This is a genomic window from Pelomonas margarita, assembly GCF_043555875.1.
GTDB lineage: Bacteria > Pseudomonadota > Gammaproteobacteria > Burkholderiales > Burkholderiaceae_C > Pelomonas > Pelomonas margarita.
The window spans coordinates 1-25,971 of sequence record NZ_JBIGHW010000010.1 but is presented as its reverse complement, the minus strand read 5'-3'; the positions used below and the strand labels follow the sequence as shown (position 1 = coordinate 25,971).

Genomic DNA, 25,971 nt, shown 5'->3' with positions numbered 1-25,971 from the left:
GTCAGTGCGTGCAGACCTGGACCTTGGCCGCAGCGTCGGACGGCGTCAGCTCCGCCTCGGTCGAGCAGCGCATGCCCAGGCGTTCCAGCAGCGCGCGGTCCTTCTCGGCCTGCGGGTTGCTCGTCGTCAGCAGCTTGTCGCCGTAGAACATGGAATTGGCGCCAGCCAGGAAGCACAGCGCCTGCATGGTCTCGGGCATCTCCTCGCGGCCGGCTGACAGGCGCACCATCGCGCGCGGCATCGTGATGCGGGCGACGGCAATCGTGCGGATGAACTCCAGCGGGTCCAGCGGTGCCACGCCGGCCAGTGGCGTGCCTTCCACCTGCACGAGGTTGTTGATGGGCACGCTCTCGGGGTAGGGGTCGAGGTTGGCGAGCTGCACGATGAGGCCAGCGCGCTGGCGGCGCGTCTCGCCCATGCCGACGATGCCGCCGGAGCAGACCTTCAGACCCTGCTGGCGCACGCGGTCCAGCGTGTCGAGGCGGTCCTGGTACGTGCGCGTCGTGATGATCTGGCCGTAGAACTCGGGCGCGGTGTCGAGGTTGTGGTTGTAGTAGTCGAGGCCCGCAACTTTGAGCTGCTCGGCCTGGCCCTCTTCCAGCATGCCGGCCGTCAGGCAGGTCTCCAGGCCCAGCGCCTTGACCTCTGAAATCATCTCGCCGATGGCTTCCAGGTGGCGTGGCTTGGGCGAGCGCCAGGCGGCGCCCATGCAGAAACGCGTGGCGCCGTTGGCCTTGGCGGCGCGGGCGGCTTCCATCACCTCCTGCAGCGGGATCAGCTTCTCGGCCTTGAGGCCCGTGTCGAAGTGCGCTGATTGCGGGCAATAGGCGCAGTCCTCCTCGCAACCGCCGGTCTTGATGGACAGCAGCGTGGACAGCTGCACCGCGTTGGCGTCGAAGTGCTCGCGGTGCACCTGCTGTGCGCGGAACAGCAGGTCGTTGAAGGGCAGCTCGAACAGTGCCGCGACGTCGGCCACGGTCCAGGGCTTGGCCTGGCGGCGGTCGGCGTCGGTGGTGGGGGTGAGGGTCTGGATCTGGTTCATGCGAAAGCCACCAAGGGGGAAATGTCGAGACACGCCGGCGCGGCCAGCGGGTCGGAGAGTCGGGGGAGGTGCCCGAGGCACGGAGCCTTCAGGCCGGCCTGCAGCGCGTGCAGATTGTCCGTGACGTGCGGTTGATGCGCGTCCACTGTGTTGGCCACCCACGCGGCGAGCCGCAGGCCGCGCGCGCGGATGGCCTCGGCGCTCAGCAACGCGTGGTTGATGCAGCCCAGCCGCAGGCCCACGACGAGAATGACGGGCAGGCCCAGGTCCACGGCGAGGTCGGCCGTGTCCCACGTGTCGGTCAGCGGCACGCGGAAGCCGCCCACGCCTTCGACGAGGGCGATGTCGGCCTTGGCGGCCGTGGCGTGGATGGCGGCCAGTAGTGCGTCACGGGAGATCCGTCGACCTTCCAGCTGGGCCGCGATGTGCGGCGCGCAGGGCTGGCGGAACTGCAGCGGACCGACGTCGGCATCCAGCAGGCCCAGGTTCTGCGCAGCCAGCAGCGTGGCGACGTCCTCGTTAACCCAGCGGCCGTCGACGAGCTCCTGCCCGGCGGCGAGCGACTTGATCGGCGCGACGCGCCGACCGGCCGCCACGAGCGCGCGCGTCAGCGCGGCAGTGACGAAGGTCTTGCCGATCTCAGTGTCGGTGCCGGTGATGAAGAAGCCGTTCATGCGGCCTGCTCCTGCGCGGCGGCGGCGCGGTCCAGCGCGGTCAGCAGCGTGTCGACGTCGGCCGCCGTGTGCGTGCCGCACAGCGTGATGCGCAGCCGCGCTGTGCCGGCGGCGACCGTGGGCGGGCGGATGCCCGGCACGCGCAGGCCGGCGGCCTCCAGCGCGGCGGCCAGCGCCATGACCTCGGCATTGCCGCCGACGATCAGCGGCTGGATGGGCGTGGCGGCGTCGGTGAGCTGCCAGCCCAGGCGTGGATGGCGGGCGATCAGCGCCAGCAGGCCGTCGCGCAGCTGCGCCTGCCGCGCGACGAGGTTGGCGCGGCGCTGCGCACCCAGCGGGCCTTCGATGAGCGCGAAGCTGGTCAGCAGCGCGTGCTCGACGGCCGGCGGCGACGCGGTGGAGAAGATGAAGTTGCGCGCGGCCTGCAGCAGGTACTCGACGATGGTGGCGTGCGCTGCGACGAAGGCGCCTGCCAGGCCTGCGGCCTTGCCCAGCGTGCCGACGAGGATGAGCCGCTCGCTGTTCAGGCCGAAATGCTCCAGCGTGCCGCGGCCGTGTTCGCCCAGCACGCCGAAGCCGTGGGCGTCGTCCACGACCAGCCAGGCGTCGAATTCCTCCGCCAGCGCCAGCAGCGCGGGCAGCGGCGCGAGGTCGCCGTCCATGCTGAACACGGCGTCCGTCACGATGAGCTTGACCTTGGCCGTGCTGGCTGCAAGCAGTCGGCGCAGGCCATCGACGTCGGCGTGGCGGTAGCGCGAGACCTCGGCTCGGGCCAGCCGCGCGGCGTCGATGAGGGACGCGTGGTTGAGCTTCTCCGAAAAGATCTCGGTGTGCTCGTCGCCCAGGGCCGTGACGACGGCCAGGTTGGCCATGTAGCCGGTGCAAAAGCCGATGGCGCGGGCCTGCGGGATGTGCGGCGCGTACCAGCGGGCCAGCGTGTCAGTGACAGCCTCGTGCGCGGCGCTGTGGCCGCTGACCAGCGGCGACGCGCCCGAGCCGCCGCCCCAGCGGCGCGCGCCGTCGGCCAGCGCATCGGCAATCGCCGGTTCGGCGGCCAGGCCGAGGTAGTCGTTCGAGCAGAACATCAACAGTTCGCGGCCGTTGATGGTCTGGCGCGGGGCGGTGCCGGTGTCGGCGCGGCGCAGGCTGCGCTTGAGGCTCTGCGCCGAGATGGCGCCGAGCTTGGCGCTCAGGTGATCAAGCAAGGACATCGTTCAGCGTCGCCGTCACGGCCTGGGCCAGGAAGGCCGCGGTCGCGTCGTCGATCAGGTAAGGGGGCATCAAATAGACGGTGTTGCCGATCGGTCGGACCAGCAGTTCGTGTGCGCGGGCCTTCAGGTGGAAGGTCTCGGCGAAGCGCGGCGGGGCGCCCGGAACATCGAAGGCCAGGATCATGCCGCGTTGGCGCAGATGGGCCACGCGCGATCTCAAGGGGGCGAAGGCGCGCGTCAGGCGTTCGGCCTGGGCGCGGTTGTCGTCGAGCTGGCCGGCATCGAAGCGGTCCAGCACTGCGTTGGCCGCCGCGCAGGCCAGCGGGTTGCCGGTGTAGCTGTGCGAATGCAGGAAGCCGCGGGCGACGTCTTCGCTCCAGAACGCTTTGAACACGTCATCCGTGGTGAGCACTAGCGACAGCGCCATCGTGCCGCCGGTGATGCCCTTGCTCAGCAAGACGAAGTCGGGCCAGTCGGCGCCCACCTGTTCCCAGGCGAAGAAGGTGCCGGTGCGGCCGCAGCCGACGGCAATTTCGTCGGCGATGAGGTGAACGCCGAACTCGCGCGTCAGCTCGCGCAGGCCGCGCAGGTACTCGGGTGAGTGCATGACCATGCCAGCTGCGCCCTGGATCAGCGGCTCGACGATGACGCAGGCGATCTGCGCGTGCCGCTCAGTCAGCAGCGAGCGCATCGCAGCCAGTGCCTCGGCTTCATTGCCGAGGCGCGCATCGGGCGAGGCCACGATGTGGGCGCGCATCAGCAGAGGGTCGTAGGCGTCGCGGAACACCTGCACGTCGGTCACGCTGAGCGCACCCAGCGTTTCGCCGTGATAGCTGTTCTTCAGGCACACGAACTCGCGCTTGTCCGCCTGGCCGCGGTTCTTCCACGAATGGAAGCTTTGCTTCAGCGCAATCTCCACGGCGCTGGCGCCATCGCTGCCGAAGAACACATGGCCCAGCGCGCCGCCCGTCCGGGCAGACAGCCGCTCGGCCAGCCGCACGGCGGGCTCGTGCGTGCAGCCGGCCAGCATCACGTGGGGCAGCGTGTCGAGCTGCTGCTTGATGGCGTCGTGCAACGGCTTGTCGCTGTGGCCGAACAGGTTGACCCACCAGGACGAATTGGCGTCGAAGTAGCGGCGGCCGTCGGTGTCGATCAGCCAGGGGCCCTCGCCGCGGGCGATGGGTAGCGGCGGCACGTCGGCGAGGCGGGCCATCTGCGTGCAGGGGTGCCAGACGGCAGCGCGGCTGCGTTGGGCGAGGTCGAGAGCGGTCATCGGGAGCGGGTCAGGGCAGGCGCGGCTTGAAGTGCGGCACCGTGGCGTTGAACAGGGCGAGCGCGGCCGCCCGGTCGGGGCTACAGATCATCAGGAAGTGCAGCAGTTTGCGCGGCGTGGCGTAGCCCAGGTACAGCGCCACCTGACGGCCCGGCAGCTCGGCCGCAAAGGACAGCTCCAGGCCGGCGCCGCTGCGGTGCGGGCGCCGCTGCTGCTGCAGCGTCTGCCAGTCGCCCGGCGTGGCGTGGGCCAGCGCGGCGAGGCGCTGCGCGATGACCTGCTCGCCCAGCGCCTGCAGGTCGTCGGCACCGCTGGCGATGAAGTCCACCGATACGACCAGCGCCGCGTCTGCGGTTGGCTGGTGGAAGGCGACGGTGTTGTCTTCTTCCGGCGCCTGCGGTTGCCAGGCGGGCGGCAGGTCCAGCACGAACTCTGAGTAGACCGAGTCGCGCGTCTGCGGCGGCTCGGCCGGCGGTGTGATCGAGACGGTGTAGCGGTAGACCATCTTCAGTCCGCCAACCAGCCCGGCTTGCGCTTGGACAGAAAGCTCTGCACGCCGTCGCGCCCCTCGGCGCTGGCGCGGATGTCGGCGATGCGGCGTGCCGTGTCGTCACGCAGCGCGGGCGTGATCTCGCGGCCGGCCACATCCTTTACCAGCCGCTTGCAGGCGCGCACGGCGGCGGGACCGTTGGCGGTGATGGCGGCGGTGAGCTCGTCGACCTTGGCATCCAGTGCGTCGGTCGCGACGACCTCGTGCACCAGGCCCAGGCGCTGCGCCTCGGCGGCGCCGAAGCGCTCGGCCGTCACGAAATAGCGGCGCGACGCCTGCTCGCCGAGCGCGCGCGCGACGTAGGGGCCGATGGTGGCGGGCAGCAGGCCCAGCTTGGCTTCGCTGAGGCAGAAGCCGGCGGTGTCCACCGCCACGACGATGTCGGCACACGCCACCAGGCCCACGCCGCCGGCATACACGTCGCCCTGCACGCGGGCGATGACGGGTGCCGGGCAGCTGTAGATCGCCCACAGCATGTCGGCCAGGCGGGTGGCGTCGGCGTGGTTCTCGTCCCACGAGTAGCCGGCCATGGCCTGCATCCAGTTCAGGTCGGCACCGGCGCAGAAGGCCTTGCCCTCGGCGGCCAGCACGATGGCGCGCAGGTCGGGGCGCTGGCCGAGCGTGGTGAAGGCGGCGGTGAGTTCGGCGATCAGGCCCTCGTTGAAGGCGTTGCGCACTTCGGGGCGGTTCAGGGTGACGTGGGCGACAGCGTCCGTCACGACAACGTTGAGGGCGGTCATGTCAATGCAGGGGTTGAAGCAGACGGAGGCCGAAGTGCTGCTCGAAGGGCAGGAAGTCGCGGTCGCGCTGCAGCAGCAGCAAGTCCTTGTCGATGCAATGCGACGCCACCAGCACATCGATCGAGTTGCGTATGGTGATGCCCATTTCACGCAGGCGACGGTAGCGGTTGGCGGCGCGTTCGGTGCTCGCCAGGTCCATATTCAAGGGCATGCGGACTTGTTCGAACACCCGCATGGCCATCCGGTGCTGGCGCTCGTGCCTGAAGCCCCTCAGCACCTCGAACACGATCAGGTCGGGCGCCACGACAGGCGTCCTCGCCTCTTCAAGCAGCGTCTTGAGCTGCATACACGCCGGGCTCGGTGCGCCGTTGAAAAAGTCAATCCATACGCCGCTATCAACGACCACCATGGCGCTTCTTCGATGCTGCGGGAGTCGCGGGGAGGGGGTCGGGGAGTTCGTTGCCCTCGGCATCGACCCGGTACCAGTTGGGCCGCCCGCTCAAGCGTTCATCGCCCGGCCAGCCCCAGGGCAGCTTGCCCGCGAGTTGCAGGATTTCCTGGTAGGCAGCCTGCCGCTTCACGAGTGCCAGCCCTGCTTCCACCGCTTCCCGCTTGGTCTTGAAGCGCCCTGCCGCCATGGCATCGGCCATCAACTCATCGTCGATTTCAATGTTGGTGCGCATGATGTGTATGAAACTTGATTTTCATGTGCATTGTAGGCAGGCCCTCCCTCGCCCAACAGCTTGATCATCAACACCGACGCATACGTCTTGCCCTGCCACTGCACGCCACCCACCATGACGTAGCCACGGCGTTCGTAGCGCCGGCGCAGCGTGGCGGCGGGCTCGGCCGTGTCGAGCGCCAGCTGTGTGAAGCCACGCTCGCGCGCCCAGGCCTCGGCCGCGTCCATCAGTCGCTCGCCGAGCCCGAGCCCGCGGCAGTCCGGGTGCACGGCCAGTTGGGACAGGATGGCCGTGCCGGGCGTGGTGTAGAGCGCGGGCGGTGGGTCAGCGATGTAGGCTTCGCTGACCCGCTTGGGGCCGCGCACGGCCACCGTGCCGACGATGCGGCCGGCCAGCTCGGCGACGAAACCCTGTGCGCCCGCCAGACGCTCACGCGTGACTTCGACGCGCTGGTCTGCGGCAGTGAAGTTCCAGCCCTGGGCAGCGAGGGAGGCATAGGCGGCGTGCAGCAGCCGGGTCAGTTCTTCGAGCGAGTCGCTCGGCTGGAGTGGGCGGACGGCCATCACATCCGGAACACGCCGAACTTCGTGTCGGGAATGGGCGCGTTCAGCGACGCGCTCAAGCCCAGCGCCAGCACGCGGCGCGTATCGGCGGGGTCGATGACGCCGTCGTCCCAGAGGCGCGCCGACGCGTAGTAGGGGTGGCCCTGGTCCTCGTACTGCTGTCGCAGCGGCGCCTTGAAGGCTTCTTCCTCTTCGGCGGACCAGCTGCCGCCCTTGGCCTCGATGGCGTCGCGGCGCAGGGTGCTCAGCACGCTGGCTGCCTGCTCGCCGCCCATCACCGAGATGCGCGCGTTGGGCCACATCCACAGGAAGCGCGGGCTGTACGCGCGGCCGCACATGCCGTAGTTCCCGGCGCCGAACGACCCGCCGATGATGATGGTGAACTTCGGGACAGCGGCGCAGGCCACCGCCGTCACCATCTTGGCGCCGGCGCGGGCGATACCCTCGTTCTCGTACTTGCGGCCCACCATGAAGCCGGTGATGTTCTGCAGGAACACCAGCGGGATCTTGCGCTGGCAGCACAGCTCGATGAAGTGCGCGCCCTTGTTGGCGCTCTCGGCGAACAGGATGCCGTTGTTGGCGACGATGCCCACCGGCATGCCCTCGATGTGCGCGAAGCCGCAGACCAGCGTTTGCCCATAGCGGGCCTTGAACTCGTCGAACTCCGAGCCGTCGACGATGCGGGCGATGACCTCGCGCACGTCGAAGGGCTTGCGCGTGTCGGTGGGGATCACGCCGTGCAGCTCGGCCGGGTCGAAGGCCGGGGCCTTCGGAGCCTGCATCGCCAGCGGGTTGGCCTTCGTCCAGTTCAGCCGCGCGACGGACTGGCGGGCGATGGCCAGCGCATGCGTGTCGCTGTTGGCGAGGTGGTCGGCCACGCCGGACAGGCGCGTATGCACGTCACCGCCGCCCAGGTCCTCGGCCGTGACGACCTCGCCCGTGGCGGCCTTCACCAGCGGCGGGCCGCCCAGGAAGATGGTGCCCTGGTTCTTCACGATGATGGTCTCGTCGCTCATCGCCGGCACGTAGGCACCGCCGGCCGTGCACGAGCCCATGACGACGGCGATTTGCGGGATGCCTTCAGCGGACAGGTTCGCCTGGTTGAAGAAGATGCGGCCGAAGTGGTCGCGGTCGGGGAAGACCTCGTCCTGGTTGGGCAGGTTGGCGCCGCCGCTGTCCACGAGGTACAGGCAGGGCAGCCGGTTCTGCTGCGCGATCTCCTGCGCGCGCAGGTGCTTTTTGACGGTGATGGGGTAGTAGGTGCCGCCCTTCACGGTCGCGTCGTTGCAGACGATGACGCATTCCACGCCCGACACGCGGCCGATGCCGGCCACGACGCCGCCGCCCGGGGCCGCGTTGTCGTAGAGGTTCAGCCCGGCGAGCGGCGCCAGTTCGAGGAACGGCGTGCCCGGGTCCAGCAGCATCTCCACGCGGTCGCGCGGCAGCAGCTTGCCGCGGGCGGTGTGCTTGGCGCGCGCGGCCTCGCCGCCGCCCTGGGCGATGCGGGCGAGTTGGCCGTTCAGGTCGTCGACGAGGCCGCGCATCGCATCAGCGTTGGCCTTGAAGTCGGCCGAGCGGGGGTTGAGCTGGGTGGTCAGGACCGGCATGGTGTCTCCCGGCGAGCTTTGATAAGCAAAGCTCAATTTATTGAATGACGGCCTCGTGAGCCGTTTGAGGCGCGCCAGAATAATCCAGCGGGAACGTGGATGCAATGCTGACTTGAGTAATCCTCAATAGTTGCGCAGAATGCAGCCGCCATGACCACGCTCGCCGTCACGCCTCCCCAGCGCCGCTCGCCCGTTGGCCCCAAGGCCGAGCAGCGCGTGCGCGACATCCTGCGCGCAGGCCGCGAGGTGTTCGCCGAGCGTGGCTACGAGCGCGCGACGACCACCGAGATCGCGCAGCGGCTGGGCATCTCCGAGGCCACGGTGTTCACGTATTTCCGCGGCAAGCGCGAGCTGTGTATGCGCGTGATCCAGGACTGGTACGACGAGATCATCGCGGCCATCGAGGCCGGCCTGCCGCGCGAGGCGCCGGTGCGCGAGCAGCTGGAGTTCATCGTGCTGACCCACCTGCGGTTGTTCCTCATCCAGGGCACGGGGCTGTGCGCGCTGGTGCTGTCCGAAGGCCGGACCAAGGGCCAGGATCTCGGCGAAGGCTTCGTCGAGCTGCAGCGCCGCTACACCGCGCCGCTGATGGATCTGCTGGCGCGCGGCCAGCAGGTCGGCGAGGTGCGCAGCGACATCCCGCTGCGGCTGCTGCGCTCGCTGGTGTTCGGGCCCATGGAGCACATGCTGTGGGAGGTGGTCATCACCGGCCGGCAGATCGACGTGGCGCAGAGCAGCCGCGACCTTGTCGCGCTGCTGTGGCCGGCCCTGCAGGCGCCCGAGCAGGAGTTGCTGCAACTGCGCGCGCTGCGCGATCAGCTGCGCAGCGCGCTCGCCCACACCTGACCCCTCGCCAGGGGGCGTGGCCTGACAGCGCAGTCGCTACCATCTCGCGCTGGATTTCTCGGGGAGAAGCTGCGATGAACGGACGCAAAGTCTGCTTGGCAGGACTGCTGTGGATGAGTGCCGCATGGGCTGTTGCGGTGCCGGAGGCGGCGGACGCCGATTGGCGCTACACCATCCAGCCCGGCGACACGCTGCTGTCGCTGACTGATGCCTGGCTGGACGCAGGCAAGACCTGGCGCGACCTGCAGAAGCTCAACCGCGTGCCCGACCCGCTGCGCCTGCGCCCCGGCGCCACGCTGCGCATGCCGGTGGCCTGGCTGCGGCGCGAGGCCGGTGTGGCCGAGGTGCTGTTCGTGCGCGGCGATGTGCAGCGCCAGCGCGGCGCCAGCAGCGAGCCGCTGGCCGCCGGCGCCATGCTGCAGGGCGGCGACCGCCTGCGCACCGGGCCACAAGCCAGTGTGTCGCTGCGCTTTGCTGACGGCTCGCGGCTGCTGCTGCCGCCCGGCAGCGAGGTGACGCTGACGCAGCTGCTGGTGCTCGGCCGCGGCGCGCTGCCGGCCGTGCGGCTGAACCTCGACAAGGGCGGTGCCGACAGCCGCGTGGCGCCCAATGCGCAGCGCGTGCCGCTGTACGAGCTGCGCACGCCGCATGTCAATCTGGGTGTGCGCGGCACCGAGTTCCGCGTGCAGGCCGCTGCGGCGCAAAGCCGCATGCAGGTACTGGCCGGTGCGGTGCAGGCCCAAGGCATGGCTGCCACCGTGAATGCCGGACAGGGCCTGCTGGCCGATGGCCGGGCGCTGTCGGTGAGCGCGCTGCTGCCCCCGCCGGACCTGGGCGGCCTGGCGGCCGTCGCCGATCGCCTGCCGCTGCACCTGGCCTGGACGGGCGGCCCGGCTGGCGCCCAGACCTGGCGCGCACAGCTCTACCCACGGGGCGACTTCGACCGCCTGCTGCTGGACGCCGAGGTCGGCGAGCCCGCCGTCACCTGGCCCGAGGCGCGCGAGCTGCCCGACGGCGACTACACGCTGCGCGTGCGCGCCGTCGACGCCCGCGGCCACGAAGGGCGCGCCGCCGATGCCGAGCTGCGCCTGCAGGCGCGACCCGAGCCGCCGTTCATCCAGGCGCCCGCGCCGGGCGCAGTGGGCTACAGCAGTGGCATGGCGCTGGCTTGGAGCCGCAACACGGCGGCCCCTGCCGTGCGCTTGCAGATCGCCCGCGACGCCGAGTTCAAGGATCTGGTGCTGCAGCCGCCGCCGCTGGACGCGGCCAGCTTCGAGGCGCGCCTGGCCGACCTGAGCGGCCACGGCGTCTATCACTGGCGGGTCGCGTCCGTGGAGGCCGGCGGCCGCGCCGGGCCGTTCAGCGATGCGCAGAGCTTCGAGCTCCAGCCGCCGCCGCCCGCGCCGCCACCGGCCGAGCCCGACCTCAGCGGTGACCAGCTGCAGCTGCGCTGGCGCGCCGACAAGGGCGTCGTTCGTTACGAGCTGACGTGGAGTAGGACGGACGCCTTCGACGGCGCCGACGTCCAGAATTTCACGACCGACAAGCCCGAGCTGGCCATGCCCAAGCCGTCCTGGGGCCACTACTTCCTGCGTGCACGCGGCGTGAACGCAGCCGGCGTGGCCGGCCCCTGGGGCCAGACACAGCGGATCGAGGTGCCTTACCCACGCTGGTTGTGGCTGCTGCCTCTGCTGCTCGTGCCAGTGCTTTGAAGCACCTGCGCTGGCTGGCCCTGCCCGCGGCGCTGCTGCTGTGGGCGCTGCTGGGCCTGGCGGGTGTGCAGTCGCGGCTGGACCGTGCGCTGGCCGACTTGCTACTGCAGGCCACGGCGCCGCCCGCGCCGCGCGCGTCGGGTAGCGTCGTCGTGGACATCGACGACGCCTCGCTGCGCGCGCTGCGCGAGCCGCTGGGCGAGTGGCCGTACTCTCGCGAGGTGTATGCGCTGATGCTGGACTACCTGCGCCAGGCCGGCGCGAAGCTGGTGGTGCTGGACATCGTGTTCGCCGGCCCGCGCGAGGGCGATGCACGGCTGGCGCAGGCGCTTGCACAGGCGCCGCCTGTGGTGCTGGCCGCAGCGGGGCTGGCGCCCGGGCAGCGCGCCGCCGTGGAGCTGGCGCCGGCCACGCCGGTCGAGCGGGCGGCTCTGCAGCGCCTGGGCGGGGCACCGGCTGGCATCGCATGGGCCGGGCTGACGCCGCCGGCTGACGCGCTGCTGGACGCACTGGCCGTGCCCGGCAGCCTGGGGGTCATCTCCGCCGCGCTGGACGACGACGGCCGGCTGCGCCACCTGCCTTTGCTGCACCAGGTGCAGGGCCGCTCGCTGCCCAGCCTGGCGCTGGCAGCGCGGCTGCGGGCCGACGGCGCGACGGGCTGGCGGCTGGACGGCGGCGAGCTGGCGGCCGGCGCGCGGCGTTGGCCGGTGGACGCGCAGGCGCTGCTGCGGTTGCGCCTGCCGCCGCATGGGGGCGAGCTGCCGCGCGTGAGCTGGCAGCGCCTGATGCGTGCCGCGCTGGGTGAGGCCGACGATGCGGAGCTGGCACGCTTGCTGGCGGGACGCAGCGTGTTCGTGGGCAGCAGCGCGTTTTTTGCGGACGAGGTCATGCTGCCCGAGGGGCGCGTCAGTGGCGCGGTGCTGAACGCGGCGGTGTTCGAGGCTCTGGGTGCCGACCCGCTGCCCCTGCTGCGCGAGCGCGGCGCGGCGGTGTGGGCGCTGAACGGCCTGTTGCTCGCGCTGGGCGCCCTGCCGCTGCTGCTGCGCCGCCAGCTGCTAGCGGCCAGCCTGGCACTGGCTGGGCTGGCGGCGGCGGCCTGGGGTGCCGTAGCGGCCGGTCTGTTGCCGGCGCCGGTGCCGGCGCTGTACGTGCTGGCCGCGGCGCTCGCGCTCAATGCGCTGCTGCGCGCCCGCCAGGCTCGTGCGCGCGAGCGCGAGCTGCTGCGTGAGCGCGAACTGGCCGATGCGCGCAGCCGCGCCAAGACCGAGCTGCTGGCCCAGGTCAGCCACGAGATGCGCACGCCGATGAACGCGGTGCTGGGGCTGTCCGACATCCTGGCGCGTTCGCCGCTGCGGCCCGAGCAGGCGCATCACGTCGAGGTGCTGCGCCACGCCGGCCGTCAGGCCTTCGCCCTCATCAACGACCTGCTGGACAACGCCCGTATCGAGAGTGGCAGGCTGACGCTGGCCTCGCACCCGTTCAACCTCGTGGACCTGGTGGAGCTGCAGCTGGAGCTGCTGCGCGAGCGCGCCCAGGCGCAGGGCCTGTGGCTGCGCGTGTTTGCGCGCACCGACGCGACGGGCTGGGTACTGGGCGACGAGCAGCGCGTCGCGCAGATCGTCACCAACCTGGTGGGCAATGCGATCAAGTTCACGCCGCAGGGCGGCGTGGTGGTGGAGCTGTCGCGGGAGCCCGGCGACGGCGTGCACGAGGGGCGCATCGTCATCGCCGTGCAGGACACCGGCGTCGGCATCGCTGCGGCGCAGCTGGCGCGCATCTTCGAGCCCTTCGAGCAGGCCGATGCCAGCATCGCGCAGCGCTTCGGAGGCACGGGCCTGGGCCTGCCCATCACGCGCAGCCTCGCGCGGCTGATGGGTGGCGACGTCAGCGTGCGCAGCACGCCCGGCGAGGGCAGCCGCTTCGAGGCGCGGCTGGACCTGCCGCCCGGCCGGCCGCCGCACGACGATGGTGTGGCGCCGCGCGCTGAGGGCGTGGCGCCCACGCGCGCGCTGTCGCTGCTGCTGGCCGAGGACAACGAGGTCAACGTGCTCGTCATCGAGGGCATGCTGGTGCCGCTGGGCCACCGCGTCACGCGCGTCAGCGACGGCGCGCAGGCCTTGCGGGCGCTGCAGTCCGGGCAGTTTGACCTAGTGTTGATGGACATGCTGATGCCGGTGCTGGACGGCCTGTCGGCCACGCGCCAGTGGCGCGCCGTGGAGGCCGCCGAGGGCCGTGCGCGCACACCCATCGTCGCGCTGACGGCCAGCGCTGCGGATACCGACGCCCAGCAGTCATTGGCGGCGGGCTGCGATGCCCACCTCACCAAGCCGCTGAGCCTGGCGGCGCTGCTGCAGGCGCTGGCGCGGTACGCACGCTGAGTGGGCAATGCCTGACTGGCAGACGGGGTCGGGCGTTCTGGCTAGAGTGCCCGCTTCCCACACCCGGAGGCCCCCCGATGATCAACCTGACCGTGAACGGCCGCGCCGTTGCACTGGACGCCGAGCCCGACATGCCATTGCTGTGGGCCGTGCGCGAGGAGCTGCGGCTCACCGGCACCAAGTTCGGCTGTGGCGCCGCGCAGTGCGGCGCCTGCACCATGCACGTGGCCGGCGCCCCGGTGCGCTCCTGCCTGATGCCGGTGTCCGCCGTGCAGGGCCCGGTGACCACCATCGAGGGCCTGGCGAACGACAAGGTCGGCCAGGCCGTGCAGGCGGCCTGGGTGGCGCACGACGTGGCCCAGTGCGGCTACTGTCAGAGCGGCCAGGTGATGAGCGCCACGGCCTTGCTCAAGGGCAACAAGAAGCCCACCGACGCGCAGATCGACGAGGCCATGGCCGGCAACATCTGCCGCTGCGGCACCTATCCCCGCATCCGTGCGGCCATCCACGCCGCCGCCGCGGCCCTGGCTTGAGGAGAACGGCATGCTGAACCCCCGTCGCATCGACGAGATCGTGACCGGCGGCCTGTCCCGCCGCGCCTTTGTGGCCACCACTGTCGGCGGCGCCGTCGGCCTGGCGCTGCTGCCCGGCGCCGCGTCCGCCCAGGCCGCCGCCAAGCCCGGCAGCAAGCCCACCGAGCAGCCGCTGGCCTTCGTCAGCATCGCGCCGGACGGCACCACCACCATCCTGTGCAACCGCATGGACATGGGTCAGGGCATCGAGACCGGCCTGGCCATGATCTGTGCCGAGGAGCTGGAGGCCGACTGGAGCAAGGTGCGCACCGGCTTCGGTGACCAGCGCGGCGCCTACGTGGACCCGCTGTTCGGCATGCACCTGACCGGCGGCTCCAACTCCATCAAGAACAGCTACGGGCAGTACCGCGAGCTGGGCGCCCGCACCAAGGCCATGCTGGTGGCTGCGGCGGCGCAGCGCTGGGGTGTGCCGGCTGCGTCGCTGACGGCAGTCAACGGCGTCGTCAGCGGTGCCGGCCAGTCGGCCGGTTATGGTGAGCTGTTCGAGGCCGCGATGAAGCTGCCCGTGCCGGAGGCCGTCACGCTGAAGGACCCCAAGTCCTTCAAGCGCATCGGCCAGCCTACGGGGTTGGTGGTCAGTCAAGCCAAGAGCAGCGGCGCCCAGGCCTACGGCATGGACGTGCAGCTGCCCGGTATGGCGGTGGCCGTCATCCAGCGCCCGCCGGTGTTCAACGGCAAGGTCGCCAAGCTTGATGCCACCGAGGCGCTCAAGGTCAAGGGCGTGAAGGCCGTGCTGGCGGTGCCGCTGGACCGTGGCGGCCAGGGCGTGGCCGTCGTCGCCAGCGGCTACTGGGCCGCCAAGAAGGGCCGTGACGCGCTGAAGGTGGACTGGGACCTCGCCGGCGTCGGCAAGCCCGACACCGCCGCGCTGACCAAGCAGTACCTAGCGCTGGCCAGAACTGCCGGCACGCCCGCGCCCAAGCCTGAGTTCCAGGCCGACGTCAGCGGATGGGCCAAGGCGCCGAAGAAGATCACGGCCGACTTCGTCTTCCCCTACCTGAACCACGTGCAGATGGAGCCGCTGGCCTGCACGGTGGACCTGAAGGCCGATCGCTGCGACGTCTACTACGCGGCGCAAATGCCGGGCCTGGATGCGATGGCCCTGGCCAAGGCGGTGGGCCTGAAGCCGGAGCAGGTGCAGATCCATGTGCAGATGGCCGGCGGCGGCTTCGGCCGCCGGGCCACGCCGGCCAGCGAATGGCCGCGCGAGGCTGCCGCCGTCGCCGTGGCCCTGCAGCAGGCTGGCAAGGCCATGCCGGTCAAGGTGATCTGGAGTCGCGAGGACGACGTCAAGGCCGGCTACTACCGGCCCATGACCGTGCACCGCGCCGAGATCGGCTTCGACGCCCAGGGCAAGATCGCCGGCTGGCAGCACCGCATCGTCAGTCAGAGCATCCTGAAGGGCTCGCCGCTGGAGGGCTTCGGCTACCAGAAGGGCGTGGATGGCACGACTACCGAGGGCATGCGAGATCCCTACGACATCCCGATGCACCTGAGTGTGCACCACCCGGACGTCAACGTGCCCGTGCTGTGGTGGCGCTCGGTGGGCGCCACGCACACCGCCTATGTGATGGAGACGCTGCTCGACGAGATTGCGTTCACCACCAGGCAGGACCCCGTGGCCTACCGCCTCCAGCTGATGGCCGGCAACGCCAAGGCCGAGCGCCACCGCCTTGCGCTGCAGGCGGCGGTGGACAAGAGCGGCTACGGCAAGCGCAAGCTCAAGCCCGGCCAGGCCTGGGGCGTGGCGGTGCACGAGAGCTTCGAATCCGTCGTCGCCTACGTCGTCGTCGCCAGCCTGAAGGGCAAGGGCAAGGATCGCCAGCCGGTGCTGCACGAAGTGCATGCCGGCGTGCACTGCAACCTCTGCGTAAACCCCAAGGCGGTGGAGGCCCAGGTGCAGGGCGCGGCCATCATGGCGCTGGGTACGACGATGCCGACGCACCGCGTGACCTTCAAGGACGGTGTCGTGGAGCAGGGCAACTTCTACGACATGGCCATGCCGCGCATCACCGACGCGCCGGCCGTGATGACCGTCAGCATCGTGCCCAGCCAGGATCCGCCCAAGGGCATGGGCGAGCCGGGCCTGCCGCCGCTGGCTCCGGCGCTCGCCAACGCCGTGGCCCGGCTGACCGGCCAGCGTCAGCGGGAACTGCCGTTCCGCTTCGCGTGATCGTGCATCTATGAAAAGAGGCGGGCCGTGGGCCCGCCTCTTTTCATGTGGCCGCGTCAGTCGGGCAGGGCTGCGGGTGGATAGCCAGCCTCGGCGAGTGCGGCGACCAGCGTCTCGCGGGGCAGGGCGCTGTCCACCTCGGCCGTGCGTGCGTCGCGGTCGATGGCGATGCGGGCCTGGGCGTCCAGCGCCTGCAGCGCCTCGGTGATGGCCGCCACGCAGTGGCCGCAGCTCATGTCGGGCAGGGTGAAGCGGTGCATCGCGAGGGCTCCTGGCACAGATCAAGACGGGCCTTCATCGTAGTCTTCATACTTGGTGCATGAGAACGCTGAAGCTGAAGATCTCCGGCATGAGCTGTGCCAGTTGCGTGGGCCGGGTCGAGAAGACCTTGAAGCGGCAACCAGGCGTGCTTGGCGCGGAAGTCAATCTGGCGGCCGAGACGGCCCGCGTGTCGCTGCAGGACGACGCCCGTGCGGAGCCGCTGCTGGCCGCGCTGGCCAAGGCCGGCTACCCCGCAGCGCTGGACGGCCCGCTGCGCACGCCTTGGGGGCAGACTGGCTGGCCTGTGCTGATCGGCGTGCTGCTCAGTCTGCCGCTGGTGGCGCCCATGCTGCTGGGCCACGATGCCATGCTGCCGGGGTGGTGGCAGCTGGCCCTGGCCGCGCCGGTGCAGTTCGTGCTGGGGGCGCGCTTCTACGCCGCCGGCTGGCGGGCGCTGCGCGACGGCAGCGGCAACATGGACCTGTTGGTGGCGCTGGGCACCAGCGCGGCCTTCGGGCTGTCGCTGTTCGAGCTGTGGCGCGGGCAGGAGCATGCGCTGTACTTCGAGTCCGCCGCCGTCGTCATCACGCTGGTGCTGGTGGGTAAGTGGCTGGAGGCCCGCGCCAAGCGCGGCACCGGCGAGGCCATCCGTGCGCTGGCCCGGCTGCAGCCCGAGACGGCGCGCGTGCTGCGCGAGGGCGCGGAGCAGGAGCTGCCCATCGCCGCGCTGCGCGTGGGCGACCTGGTGCGCGTGCGGCCCGGCGAGCGGTTGCCGGTGGACGGCGTCGTCACTCAGGGCCACAGCGCCGTGGACGAGGCACTCATCACCGGCGAGAGCCTGCCCGTGGCCAAGGCCGAGGGTGATGCGGTGACCGGCGGCGCAGTCAACGGCGAGGGCCTGCTGACGGTGCGCTGCACGGCGCTGGGCGCGGAGTCACGGCTGGCGCGCATCGCCCGCTTCGTGGAAGACGCGCAGGGCGCCAAGCCGCCCATCCAGCAACTGGTGGACCGCGTGTCGGCCGTGTTCGTGCCCGTGGTGGTGGGCCTGGCGCTGCTGACGCTGCTGGGCTGGGGCTTCGCGCGCGGCGACTGGGCGCAGGCACTGCTGCATGCGGTGGCGGTGCTGGTGATCGCCTGCCCCTGCGCGCTGGGCCTGGCCACGCCGGCGGCACTGATGGCTGGCATGGGCGCGGCGGCGCGGCATGGCATCCTCATCAAGGACGCGCAGGCGCTGGAGCTGGCGCGCGGGCTGGATGTCATTGCCTTCGACAAGACCGGCACGCTGACCGAGGGGCGGCCGCGCCTGGTGGCGCACAGCGCACCGCTGGCGCTGGCCGCCGCACTGCAGGCCGGCAGCGAGCACCCGTTGGCCCGGGCCGTGTGCGACGCCGCGCCCGGCGTGCCGCCCGCGCAGGCGCTGCAGGCCGTGCCGGGCCGGGGTGTGCGTGGCGAGGTGGACGGCCAGCTGCTGGCGTTGGGCAGCACCGCCTGGCTGGCCAGCCTGGGCGTGGCGCTGCCCGACGATGCGGCCGCCGAGGCGCAGCGCCGGCAGGGCCACAGCCTGTCGTGGCTGGCGCAGCTGGGTGAGGCTCCGCGGGTGCTGGGCTGGCTGGCCTTTGGCGACGAGATCAAGCCTGTGGCCGCCGAGGCCGTGGCCGCGCTGCATGCGTTGGGCGTGCGCACGGTGCTCATCAGCGGCGACCATCGCGCCGCAGCCGAGGCGGTGGCGCACCGGCTGGGTATCGCCGAGGTGCATGCCGAAGTGCTGCCCGAGGACAAGGCCCGCGTCGTGGCGCAGCTGCGCGGCGCTGGCCGCGTGGGCATGGTGGGCGACGGGCTGAACGACGCCCCCGCGCTGGCGGCGGCCGATGTGGGCCTGGCCATGTCCACGGGCACCGAGGTGGCCATGGCGGCGGCCGGCATCACGCTGATGCGCGGCGACCCTCGCCTGGTGGCGGCGGCCATCGAGCTGTCTCGCCGCACGGTGGCCAAAATCCGCCAGAACCTGTTCTGGGCCATGGCCTACAACGTGGTGGGCATCCCGCTGGCGGCGCTGGGGCTGCTGAGCCCGGTGTTCGCGGGCGCGGCGATGGCCCTGTCCAGCGTGTCGGTGGTCAGCAATGCGCTGTTGCTGACGCGCTGGCATCATGGCCCGGCTATCCGTGGAGAGACCCGCTCATGAAGATCCTCGCCCTCAGCGGCGCACTGCGCCGCGCTTCTGTCAACACCGCGCTGCTGCGCGCCGCTGCCATGCTGGCGCCTGCGGGCGTCACGGTCGACGTGCGCACGCTGCACGGCATCCCGCTTTACGACGGCGACGTCGAGGCCGAGGGCATCCCCGCGGCCGTGACGACGCTGCGCGAGGCCATTCGTGCTGCCGATGCGCTGCTGATCGCCACGCCCGAGTACAACAACAGCATGCCCGGCGTGCTGAAGAACGGGCTGGACTGGCTGTCCCGCCCCAGCGGCGAGGGCGGCAAGCTGTTCGGCGGCAAGCCCACCGCGCTCGTCGGTGCGACGCCCGGCGGCTTCGGCACCGTGCAAGCGCAGGACGCGCTGCTGTCCGTGCTGCGCGCCTTCGGCAACGACTTCTGGATGGGTGGACGGCTGATGGTGTCCAAGGCCGGCACGGTGTTCGACGCCGACGGCCAGCTTGTCGACGACAAGGTGCGCGCGCAGCTGCAGCAGTTCGTCGCGGGCTTCGTCGGCTTCGTGCACAAGAGGTCAACATGAGCGCCGTGGTCGTCGAGCGCATCACCAGCCATGTCGGTGACGTGGGCGGCCTGCCCATCCAGCGCGCACTGCCCAACAAGGGGCGCCGCGTCATCGGCGCCTGGTGCTTTGCCGACCACGCCGGCCCGGCCACGACGGTCAAGCGCATGAACGTCGGCCCGCATCCGCACACGGGGCTGTCCACCTTCAGCTGGATGATCGAGGGCGAGATCCTGCACCGCGACAGCCTGGGCTCCGAGCAGGTGCTGCGCGCCGGCCAGGTGAACCTGATGACGGCAGGCCACGGCATTTCGCACAGCGAGGAGTCGCTGACCGACCGCATCCATCTCGCGCAGCTGTGGATCGCGCTGCCTGACGCCGAGCGCGAGCGCGCGCCCAGCTTTCAGCACTTCCCCGACCTGCCGCGCTGTGCGGTGGGCGGCTTCGACGGCACGCTGCTGGTGGGCGAACTGGACGGCCAGCGCTCGCCGGTGCCCAGCTTCACGCCGCTGCTGGGCGTGGACTTGGCGGCCGACGGCCCGGCGGATGCGACCCTGCCGCTGAATGCTGACTTCGAGTATGGCGTCATGCTGCTGGAGGGCGAGGTCGAGATCGCACCGGCCGGCCATGACGCGATCGAGTCCGTCGCGCCCGGCACGCTGCTCTACATCGGGCCGGGCTGCCCGTCCGTCGAGCTGCGCTGCATGTCGGCCACGCGGTTGCTGCTGCTAGGCGGCGAGCCCTGGGCCACGCCGCCGCTGCTGTGGTGGAACTTCGTCGGCCGTGAGCCGGCGGAGATGCAGGTCTGGGCCGAGGACTGGGCGCGGGAGGAGGGCGGCCGCTTCGGCACCGTGACCGGCTATGTCGGCCCGCGCATCGCGGTGCCGCAGGTGCCGGCGTTGCGAAAGCCTTAGGCGCGGGCGCTCTTGATGAGCGCCTCGATGCGCGGGCTGGTGTTGACGGCCACCAGCTCCACCTGCGGATTCGCCTTGGCGAACACGCGGAACAGTTCGTCCGTGAAGCCGTGGCCCACGTCGATCACGCCGTCGAAGTCGATCTCGGCGCGCTTGAAGGTCGTCAGCCGCGAGCCCACGCGGCGCGCGGCGGCGCGCGAGTCCAGCGCCTGACCCTCGGTGGTCAGCAGGCGCAGCTGCACGCGGGTCTGGTCGAACTCGATGCCATCGCCACTGAGGCTCCACGCGTTCATCACGCCGTCCAGCGTGCGCGTGGTGTTCAGCGCCAGCGCCATGTAGATGGAGCTGCCCTGGCGTGGCAGGCCCTTGCCCTTCTTCCAGCCCGAGGCATCCCAGGCCCGGCGTTGGTAGGCGGTGTTGTTGGCGTGGATGTCGAACACATCGGCCAACTGGCTGCTGAAGAACAGGCCGCGTCCGGTGTGCGCGTCCGGCGCGCTGGTCAGCCGCCCCTTGCTGAGCTCCAGCATCGCGTGCTGGGGGTCCTCCAGCTGGAAGGCGGTGCAGATCTTGTCGAACACGCCCACACCGTCGTCGCTGACCAACAGTTGGACGTGGGAGGGCGTCTGGCGCAGCGACACCGTGACGCTGGTGCCTCCGGAGTGGTCGGCTGCGTTGTTGACCAGCTCGGTGAAGCCGTGCTGCACCATGCGCTCCACATGCCGGGGCAGCGCGAAGTGCGGTGCGAAGTCGCGCTGCCAGGGCAGGTCTTCCTGCAGGCCGTACAGCGTGTAGCTGCGCACCACCTGGCGCAGCGCGCCGGGCGCGAACACCGGGCGGCGGCTGGTGCCGCTGCGCGTCAGCCAGCCAGCGTCCACCAGGCGCTTGAGCGCAGCGAGCGCGGCGCGGCGGCTGGCGCCGGTACGCTCCTCAAGGTGGGCGGCCAGATCCAGCGAATGTTCGCCGGCGGCGGCCGTGATCCAGTTGGTCAGGTGGTCCAGCACCAGTCTTGTCATTTGCGCATTGTGCTGACTACTCCCATCCGTGGGGGTGGGGCATGCCCGCGCCTCCATAGAATCCCCTACTAGTTACGACGCGGTTACCGCCTACGTTGGCAGTCGCAGTCGGCCCAGATTTCTCAACTCCACCCGGGATTTCCCATGCCTCTCGTCTCCATGCGTCAGCTGCTGGACCACGCCGCCGACAACGGCTACGGCATTCCAGCCTTCAACGTCAACAACCTGGAGCAGGTGCAGGCCATCATGGCTGCTGCCGACGAAGTCGGTGCACCGGTCATCCTGCAAGCCAGCGCCGGCGCCCGCAAGTACGCGGGCGAGCCCTTCATCAAGCACCTCATCCAGGCCGCGGCCGAGATGTACCCGCACATCCCGCTTGTCATGCACCAGGACCACGGCACCAGCCCCAAGATCTGCCAGGGCGCCATCGACCTGGGCTTCGGCTCGGTGATGATGGACGGCTCGCTGATGGAAGACGGCAAGACGCCGTCGAGCTTCGACTACAACGTCGAGGTGACCCGCAAGGTCGTCGAGATGGCGCATGCCGTGGGCGTGACCGTCGAGGGCGAGCTTGGCTGCCTGGGTAACCTGGAAACCGGTGACGCCGGCGAGGAAGATGGCATCGGCGCCGACGTCAAGCTGGACCATTCCCAGATGCTGACCGACCCCGAGGAGGCCGCCACCTTCGTGAAGGCCACGCAGCTGGACGCGCTGGCTATCGCCATCGGCACCAGCCACGGCGCCTACAAGTTCAGCCGCAAGCCCACCGGCGACATCCTGGCCATCAGCCGCGTCAAGGAAATCCACGCGCGCATCCCCAACACCCACCTGGTGATGCACGGTTCGTCATCGGTGCCGCAGGACCTGCTGGCCATCATCAACCAGTACGGCGGCAAGATGAAGGAGACTTTCGGCGTGCCTGTCGAGGAGATCCAGGAGGCCATCAAGCACGGCGTGCGCAAGATCAACATCGACACCGACATCCGCCTCGCGATGACGGGCGCGGTGCGCAAGTTCATGGCCGAGAACCCCGACAAGTTCGATGCCCGCGAATGGCTCAAGCCTGCCCGCGAGGCCGCCAAGCTCATTGCCAAGCAGCGCTACATGGAGTTCGGCTGCGAAGGCCAGGCCGGCAAGATCAAGGGCCGCACGCTGGTCGACATTGCCGCCTCCTACGCGCGCGGCGAGCTGGCGCAGAAGGTGCAGTGAGCACGGCTCACTGCTTCACCTACGGCTCGCTGATGTGGGCCGACATCATGGCCCGCGTTTGCGGGCATGAGTTCGCCAGCGAGCCGGCCTCGCTGGCGGGCCACAGCCGCCACCCGGTGCATGGCCAGGACTACCCCGGCCTGCGGCCCGCGGCCAAGGACTGCGTGCCCGGGCGCCTGTATCGCGAGGTGGACGCCGCCGCCTGGGCGCGGCTGGACGCCTTCGAGGGCCAGGAGTACGAGCGTGTCGAGGTGTTGGTGACGCTGGCCGATGGTCGCAGCGAGACCGCCTGGGTCTACCGCTTTCGCCCCGAGTTTGCCGAGCGCCTGCTGCCGGGCGCCTGGGATGTCGAGGCCTTCGAGCGCGAGGGCCATGCCCGCTTCACCGCGCGCTATGTCGGTTTCGACGTGCTGGACCCGGGCTGAGCTTCCGTCCGCGCAATCGGCCCCCGCAGGGCGGCCAAACGGTCACAATCGCCCGACATAACCGCACGGTGTGCGTCAGGCCGGGAGCATGCGATGGACGAGCTGACCGGGTTGGTGACGAGGGCGGGCTTCCTGCCCCATGGCTATTGCTTCCAATGGTCGCCAGGGCTGTTGTGGACGATGGTGGGGGCCGACCTGACCATCGCGCTGGCCTACTTCTCATTGCCCTTCGTCATCATGCGCTACGCGCGGCAGCGCCCGCAGGTGAACCTGGGCCGTCTAGCCACGTTGTTCGCGGCGTTCATTTTTGCTTGCGGCATCACGCATGTGCTGGATGTCTGGACCATCTGGCGTCCCGACTACGAGCTGCAGACCTTGGGCAAGATCGTCACGGCGCTGGCCTCCGTGCTGACGGCCATCGTGGCCTGGCGGCTGAGCCCGCAGTTGCTGGCGCTGCCCTCGGCTGAGGAGATGCGCCAGGCCAACGAGGCCCTGCGGCGCGAGATCGACCGCCGTGCCAGCGCCGAGGACCACCTGCTGGAGACCGAGCAGAGCCTGGCCACCACGCTGTCGTCCATCGATGCCGGCTTCATCACCACCGACGACGCCGGGTGCGTGACACGCCTGAACTCGGTGGCCGAACACATCACCGGCTGGCCCCCGGCTGAAGCCCGGGGGCGGTCCGTCTGGGAGGTTTTCGCACGCGAGGGGCTGCCGTCCGACTGGCTGGCGCGCAACCCGGTGGACGTGATGGCGGGTGAGGGCGCCGAGTTAGTGCCACGGCGGCAGTGGATGTGTGTGTCGCGAGACGGCAGCCGCTGCCCGGTGGAGGTGCAGGCCAGCCTGACCCGCCACGCCGACGGCCGAGTGCGGGGCATGGCCGTGGTGTTCCGGGACGTCGGGCGCCTGACCCAGGCCGAGGCCGAGGTGCGGCGACTGGCGGCGGTGGTGGAGTCGTCAGCGGATGCCATCGTTGTCAAGGGCCTGGACGGAGTCATCACCAACTGGAATGCCGCAGCCGAGCGCATGTTCGGGTACGTCGCTGCGGAGGTGGTGGGCCGGCCGGTGCAGATGCTCATTCCAGCCGAGCGCGAGGACGAGGAACGGCGCATCCTCGCGGCGTTGGCGCGGGGCGAGCAGGTGCCCCCCTTCCGCACTGTGCGTCTGGCCAAGGACGGGCGCCGCGTGGAGGTCTCGGCCCAGGTGTCGCCGCTGCGCGACGCCGGCGGACACATCGTCGGCGGCATCAGTTCGGCGCGCGACCTCACACACCAGCGCCAGATCGAGGCGGCCTTGCGTCAGAGCGAGGCGCGGCTGCGTTTCGCGCTGGAGTCTGCCGCCATCGGCGACTGGGAGATGGCGCTGGATACAGGGCGGATCCTGCGCTCGCGCCGCTATGACCAGTGCTTCGGCCTGACCGATCCGGCGGCCCCCTGGGACCGCGAGCACCTGCTGGCCGTCGTTCACGCCGAAGATCGCGCGGCCGTGCAGGCCGGGCTGGCTGCGCCGCAGGTGCCCGACACCGCGCCCTCGCCCTGGCATGCCGAGTTCCGTGTCGTCTGGCCCGACGACAGCCTGCACTGGCTGCGCATGGATGCTCGCGTCACCCGAGATGAGGGCGGCGAGCCGCGCCTGGTGGGCATCGTGGCCGACGTGACGGCCATGCGCACGGCTGAGCAGGCCCGTCAGCAATCGGTCTGGCTGGCCGCCGAGAACCACCGCGTGCAGGAGGGCAGCCGGCTCAAGAGCCTGTTTCTGGCCAATATGTCGCACGAACTGCGCACGCCGCTGAACGCCATCATCGGCTTCTCCGACCTGCTGACCATGGGCGGCCCGGCCGCCGACGCAACACGCCAGCGCGAGTGGCTGCAGCACATCGGCAGCAGCGGGCGGCATCTGCTGGCCATGATCAACGACGTGCTGGACCTCTCCAAGATCGAGGCTGGCCGCATGGACTTCCGCGCCGAGCCCGTGGACCTGCCCGCCATCGCGCACGATGTGTTGGCCACCGTCGCCGTGCTGGCCGAGCAGCGTGGCCTGCACCTCGCGTCCAGCATCGGGCCCGACCTGCACGGCCTGGTGCTCGATCCATCGCGGCTCAAGCAGGTGCTGTTGAACTACCTGTCCAACGCCGTCAAGTTCACGCCGGCCGGCGGCCAGGTGACGCTGCGGCTGCAGGGCGAGGGCCCGCGGCTGTGGCGCCTGGAGGTGGAGGACAGCGGCATCGGCATCCCGGCCGACCGCCAGGACCAGCTCTTCGTCGAGTTCCAGCAGCTCGACGACAGTCTCACCAAGCGCCACCAGGGTACGGGGCTGGGGCTGGCGCTGACGCGCCGGCTTGTCGAAGCCCAGGGCGGGCGCGTCGGTGTGTACAGCGAGCCCGGCCGGGGCAGCCGCTTCTATGCCGTGCTGCCGCGCACGCCCGAGCCCGCAGTGCTGCCGCGCGCCGAGCACCACCAACTGGTGGCGCTGCGCGCCCACCCGCTGCGGGACGGCCTGGCCCGCGAGCTGGCCCAGGCCGGCGTGACGGCCGACGTCGCGGCCAGCGCGGCCGACGTCATGCGGCTGGCCGGCATGCGCCGCTACACGGAGCTGGTGCTGGACCTGGCGCTGCCCGACGCGCAGGGCCTGGGCGTGCTGGCCCAGCTGCGCGGCGGCGGGCCGTCCATGCATGCCGCCGTCAAGGCGCTTGCGTTGACGCCGCCATCTGGCGCGGGTGTGGCCTTTCCCGTGTTCGACGTGCTCGCCAAACCGCTGCGCCGTGTCGCCCTCGGGCGAGTGCTGGTGCCGCTGCGCGCCCGCCTCGGGCCGGGGCGGCCCATGCTGGTGGTGGACGACGAGGCCGCATCGCGCGAGCTGATGTGCGCGGCGCTGGCTGCCCACGGCATCGAGGCCGTCGCGGTGAGCGGCGGCGCCGAGGCGCTGCAGCTGCTGCCCCGCCTGCAGCCGGGCGCGCTGATGCTGGACCTGATGATGCCGGGCATCGACGGCGTGCAGGTGCTGCACGAGTTGCGCAGCGAGCCGCGCTGGGCCGACCTGCCCGTCATCGTCTGGACCGCGCTGTCGCTGGGTGTTGACGATGTGGAGCTGCTGGCGCGCTCAGCCAGCGCCATCGCCACAGCCCAGGAGGCGCCGCCGCTGGCTCAGGTGCGCGACGAGCTGCTGCGCGCCGCGTCCCAGCAGCGGCGCGGCGGCCACCGGCGCACCGTCGACCCGGGCACCTAAAATCCGCCACCATGGTGCGTCACGAAGCAAAAGCAACACGGAGCCCGCAGGGGCGAGGTGAAGCTGCTGCATGCTGCGCATGTCCAACGGGTGAGAGTCCCGTCCCGGTAGGCGTCGGTGCGCCGGGTAGCAGACCCCAGGTCGTTGAGGGAGACCTCTTGGCCCGA

Annotated in this window: 23 protein-coding genes; 11 read left to right on the top strand and 12 right to left on the bottom strand. The window is 70.7% G+C overall.

The window, feature by feature from the left end:
• Position 1: 1 nt before the first annotated feature.
• Genes bioB through ACG0Z3_RS16995 form a run of 10 tightly spaced genes read right to left on the bottom strand, consistent with a single transcriptional unit; the run spans position 2 to position 8,343 of the window.
• Positions 2-1,042 carry a biotin synthase BioB gene (gene bioB / locus ACG0Z3_RS17040; RefSeq protein ID WP_394399600.1) on the bottom strand — a complete coding sequence of 347 codons (1,041 nt, stop codon included), beginning with the start codon at positions 1,040-1,042 and terminating at the stop codon, positions 2-4.
• Positions 1,039-1,716, bottom strand: coding sequence for a dethiobiotin synthase (gene bioD / locus ACG0Z3_RS17035; RefSeq protein ID WP_394399598.1), 678 nt, complete (start codon positions 1,714-1,716; stop codon positions 1,039-1,041). Before bioD ends, bioB begins: the two co-directional genes overlap by 4 nt.
• Positions 1,713-2,927, bottom strand: coding sequence for an 8-amino-7-oxononanoate synthase (bioF, locus tag ACG0Z3_RS17030; protein ID WP_394399596.1), 1,215 nt, complete (start codon positions 2,925-2,927; stop codon positions 1,713-1,715). The genes bioD and bioF overlap by 4 nt, the downstream gene beginning before the upstream one ends.
• Positions 2,914-4,200 (bottom strand): adenosylmethionine--8-amino-7-oxononanoate transaminase, encoded by a 1,287-nt coding sequence (gene bioA, locus ACG0Z3_RS17025; RefSeq protein ID WP_394399594.1) that lies wholly within the window; start codon positions 4,198-4,200, stop codon positions 2,914-2,916. Before bioA ends, bioF begins: the two co-directional genes overlap by 14 nt.
• Before the next feature lie 10 nt (positions 4,201-4,210).
• Positions 4,211-4,705, bottom strand: coding sequence for a hypothetical protein (locus ACG0Z3_RS17020; RefSeq protein WP_394399592.1), 495 nt, complete (start codon positions 4,703-4,705; stop codon positions 4,211-4,213).
• Positions 4,706-4,707: 2 nt separating this feature from the next.
• On the bottom strand, positions 4,708-5,490 hold the full coding sequence (locus ACG0Z3_RS17015) for an enoyl-CoA hydratase/isomerase family protein (RefSeq protein WP_394399590.1): 783 nt from the start codon (positions 5,488-5,490) through the stop codon (positions 4,708-4,710).
• Between the two features lies 1 nt (position 5,491).
• Positions 5,492-5,899 (bottom strand): type II toxin-antitoxin system VapC family toxin, encoded by a 408-nt coding sequence (vapC, locus tag ACG0Z3_RS17010; RefSeq protein ID WP_394399588.1) that lies wholly within the window; start codon positions 5,897-5,899, stop codon positions 5,492-5,494.
• The gene (locus ACG0Z3_RS17005; RefSeq protein ID WP_394399586.1) at positions 5,886-6,173 is read right to left on the bottom strand and encodes a type II toxin-antitoxin system VapB family antitoxin; all 288 of its coding nucleotides are present in this window, start codon (positions 6,171-6,173) and stop codon (positions 5,886-5,888) included. The genes vapC and ACG0Z3_RS17005 overlap by 14 nt, the downstream gene beginning before the upstream one ends.
• Positions 6,140-6,736 (bottom strand): GNAT family N-acetyltransferase, encoded by a 597-nt coding sequence (locus tag ACG0Z3_RS17000; RefSeq protein ID WP_394399584.1) that lies wholly within the window; start codon positions 6,734-6,736, stop codon positions 6,140-6,142. Before ACG0Z3_RS17000 ends, ACG0Z3_RS17005 begins: the two co-directional genes overlap by 34 nt.
• The gene (locus tag ACG0Z3_RS16995) at positions 6,736-8,343 is read right to left on the bottom strand and encodes a carboxyl transferase domain-containing protein (protein ID WP_394399582.1); all 1,608 of its coding nucleotides are present in this window, start codon (positions 8,341-8,343) and stop codon (positions 6,736-6,738) included. Before ACG0Z3_RS16995 ends, ACG0Z3_RS17000 begins: the two co-directional genes overlap by 1 nt.
• A gap of 150 nt (positions 8,344-8,493) precedes the next feature.
• Between ACG0Z3_RS16995 and ACG0Z3_RS16990 the strand changes: the two genes are divergently transcribed.
• From ACG0Z3_RS16990 to ACG0Z3_RS16970, 5 genes are all read left to right on the top strand, one after another.
• Positions 8,494-9,189 carry a TetR/AcrR family transcriptional regulator gene (locus ACG0Z3_RS16990; RefSeq protein WP_394399580.1) on the top strand — a complete coding sequence of 232 codons (696 nt, stop codon included), beginning with the start codon at positions 8,494-8,496 and terminating at the stop codon, positions 9,187-9,189.
• A gap of 74 nt (positions 9,190-9,263) precedes the next feature.
• Complete coding sequence (locus ACG0Z3_RS16985; RefSeq protein WP_394399578.1) at positions 9,264-10,901, top strand: FecR domain-containing protein; 1,638 nt, start codon at positions 9,264-9,266, stop codon at positions 10,899-10,901.
• On the top strand, positions 10,898-13,279 hold the full coding sequence (locus ACG0Z3_RS16980) for a hybrid sensor histidine kinase/response regulator (protein WP_394399576.1): 2,382 nt from the start codon (positions 10,898-10,900) through the stop codon (positions 13,277-13,279). Before ACG0Z3_RS16985 ends, ACG0Z3_RS16980 begins: the two co-directional genes overlap by 4 nt.
• 77 nt (positions 13,280-13,356) lie before the next feature.
• Positions 13,357-13,812, top strand: coding sequence for a (2Fe-2S)-binding protein (locus ACG0Z3_RS16975; RefSeq protein WP_394399574.1), 456 nt, complete (start codon positions 13,357-13,359; stop codon positions 13,810-13,812).
• A gap of 10 nt (positions 13,813-13,822) precedes the next feature.
• Complete coding sequence (locus ACG0Z3_RS16970; protein ID WP_394399572.1) at positions 13,823-16,045, top strand: xanthine dehydrogenase family protein molybdopterin-binding subunit; 2,223 nt, start codon at positions 13,823-13,825, stop codon at positions 16,043-16,045.
• Between the two features lie 56 nt (positions 16,046-16,101).
• On the opposite strand, the gene ACG0Z3_RS16965 is transcribed toward ACG0Z3_RS16970, so the two are convergent.
• Positions 16,102-16,305 carry a heavy-metal-associated domain-containing protein gene (locus tag ACG0Z3_RS16965; protein WP_394399570.1) on the bottom strand — a complete coding sequence of 68 codons (204 nt, stop codon included), beginning with the start codon at positions 16,303-16,305 and terminating at the stop codon, positions 16,102-16,104.
• 59 nt (positions 16,306-16,364) lie between these two features.
• Here ACG0Z3_RS16965 and ACG0Z3_RS16960 point away from each other — a divergent pair, with 59 nt between their 5' ends.
• The 3 genes from ACG0Z3_RS16960 to ACG0Z3_RS16950 are packed head-to-tail and all read left to right on the top strand — an operon-like array spanning position 16,365 to position 19,932.
• Complete coding sequence (locus ACG0Z3_RS16960) at positions 16,365-18,488, top strand: heavy metal translocating P-type ATPase (RefSeq protein WP_394399568.1); 2,124 nt, start codon at positions 16,365-16,367, stop codon at positions 18,486-18,488.
• Positions 18,485-19,039 carry an NADPH-dependent FMN reductase gene (locus tag ACG0Z3_RS16955; RefSeq protein WP_394399566.1) on the top strand — a complete coding sequence of 185 codons (555 nt, stop codon included), beginning with the start codon at positions 18,485-18,487 and terminating at the stop codon, positions 19,037-19,039. Before ACG0Z3_RS16960 ends, ACG0Z3_RS16955 begins: the two co-directional genes overlap by 4 nt.
• A complete protein-coding gene (locus ACG0Z3_RS16950) occupies positions 19,036-19,932 on the top strand; it encodes a pirin family protein (RefSeq protein WP_394399564.1) in 897 nt (298 codons plus the stop codon). Before ACG0Z3_RS16955 ends, ACG0Z3_RS16950 begins: the two co-directional genes overlap by 4 nt.
• On the opposite strand, the gene ACG0Z3_RS16945 is transcribed toward ACG0Z3_RS16950, so the two are convergent.
• Positions 19,929-20,945 carry an ATP-binding protein gene (locus ACG0Z3_RS16945; protein WP_394399562.1) on the bottom strand — a complete coding sequence of 339 codons (1,017 nt, stop codon included), beginning with the start codon at positions 20,943-20,945 and terminating at the stop codon, positions 19,929-19,931. The two genes, ACG0Z3_RS16950 and ACG0Z3_RS16945, sit on opposite strands and share 4 nt — an antisense overlap.
• A 144-nt stretch (positions 20,946-21,089) precedes the next feature.
• Between ACG0Z3_RS16945 and fba the strand changes: the two genes are divergently transcribed.
• The 3 genes from fba (at position 21,090) to ACG0Z3_RS16930 (ending at position 25,804) form a co-directional block, all read left to right on the top strand.
• Positions 21,090-22,154, top strand: coding sequence for a class II fructose-bisphosphate aldolase (gene fba / locus ACG0Z3_RS16940; RefSeq protein WP_394399560.1), 1,065 nt, complete (start codon positions 21,090-21,092; stop codon positions 22,152-22,154).
• Complete coding sequence (locus ACG0Z3_RS16935; RefSeq protein WP_394399558.1) at positions 22,151-22,579, top strand: gamma-glutamylcyclotransferase family protein; 429 nt, start codon at positions 22,151-22,153, stop codon at positions 22,577-22,579. The genes fba and ACG0Z3_RS16935 overlap by 4 nt, the downstream gene beginning before the upstream one ends.
• Before the next feature lie 93 nt (positions 22,580-22,672).
• Positions 22,673-25,804: a PAS domain S-box protein gene (locus ACG0Z3_RS16930; protein ID WP_394399556.1), complete on the top strand. Its 3,132-nt coding sequence runs from the start codon at positions 22,673-22,675 to the stop codon at positions 25,802-25,804.
• Positions 25,805-25,971: the final 167 nt, after the last annotated feature.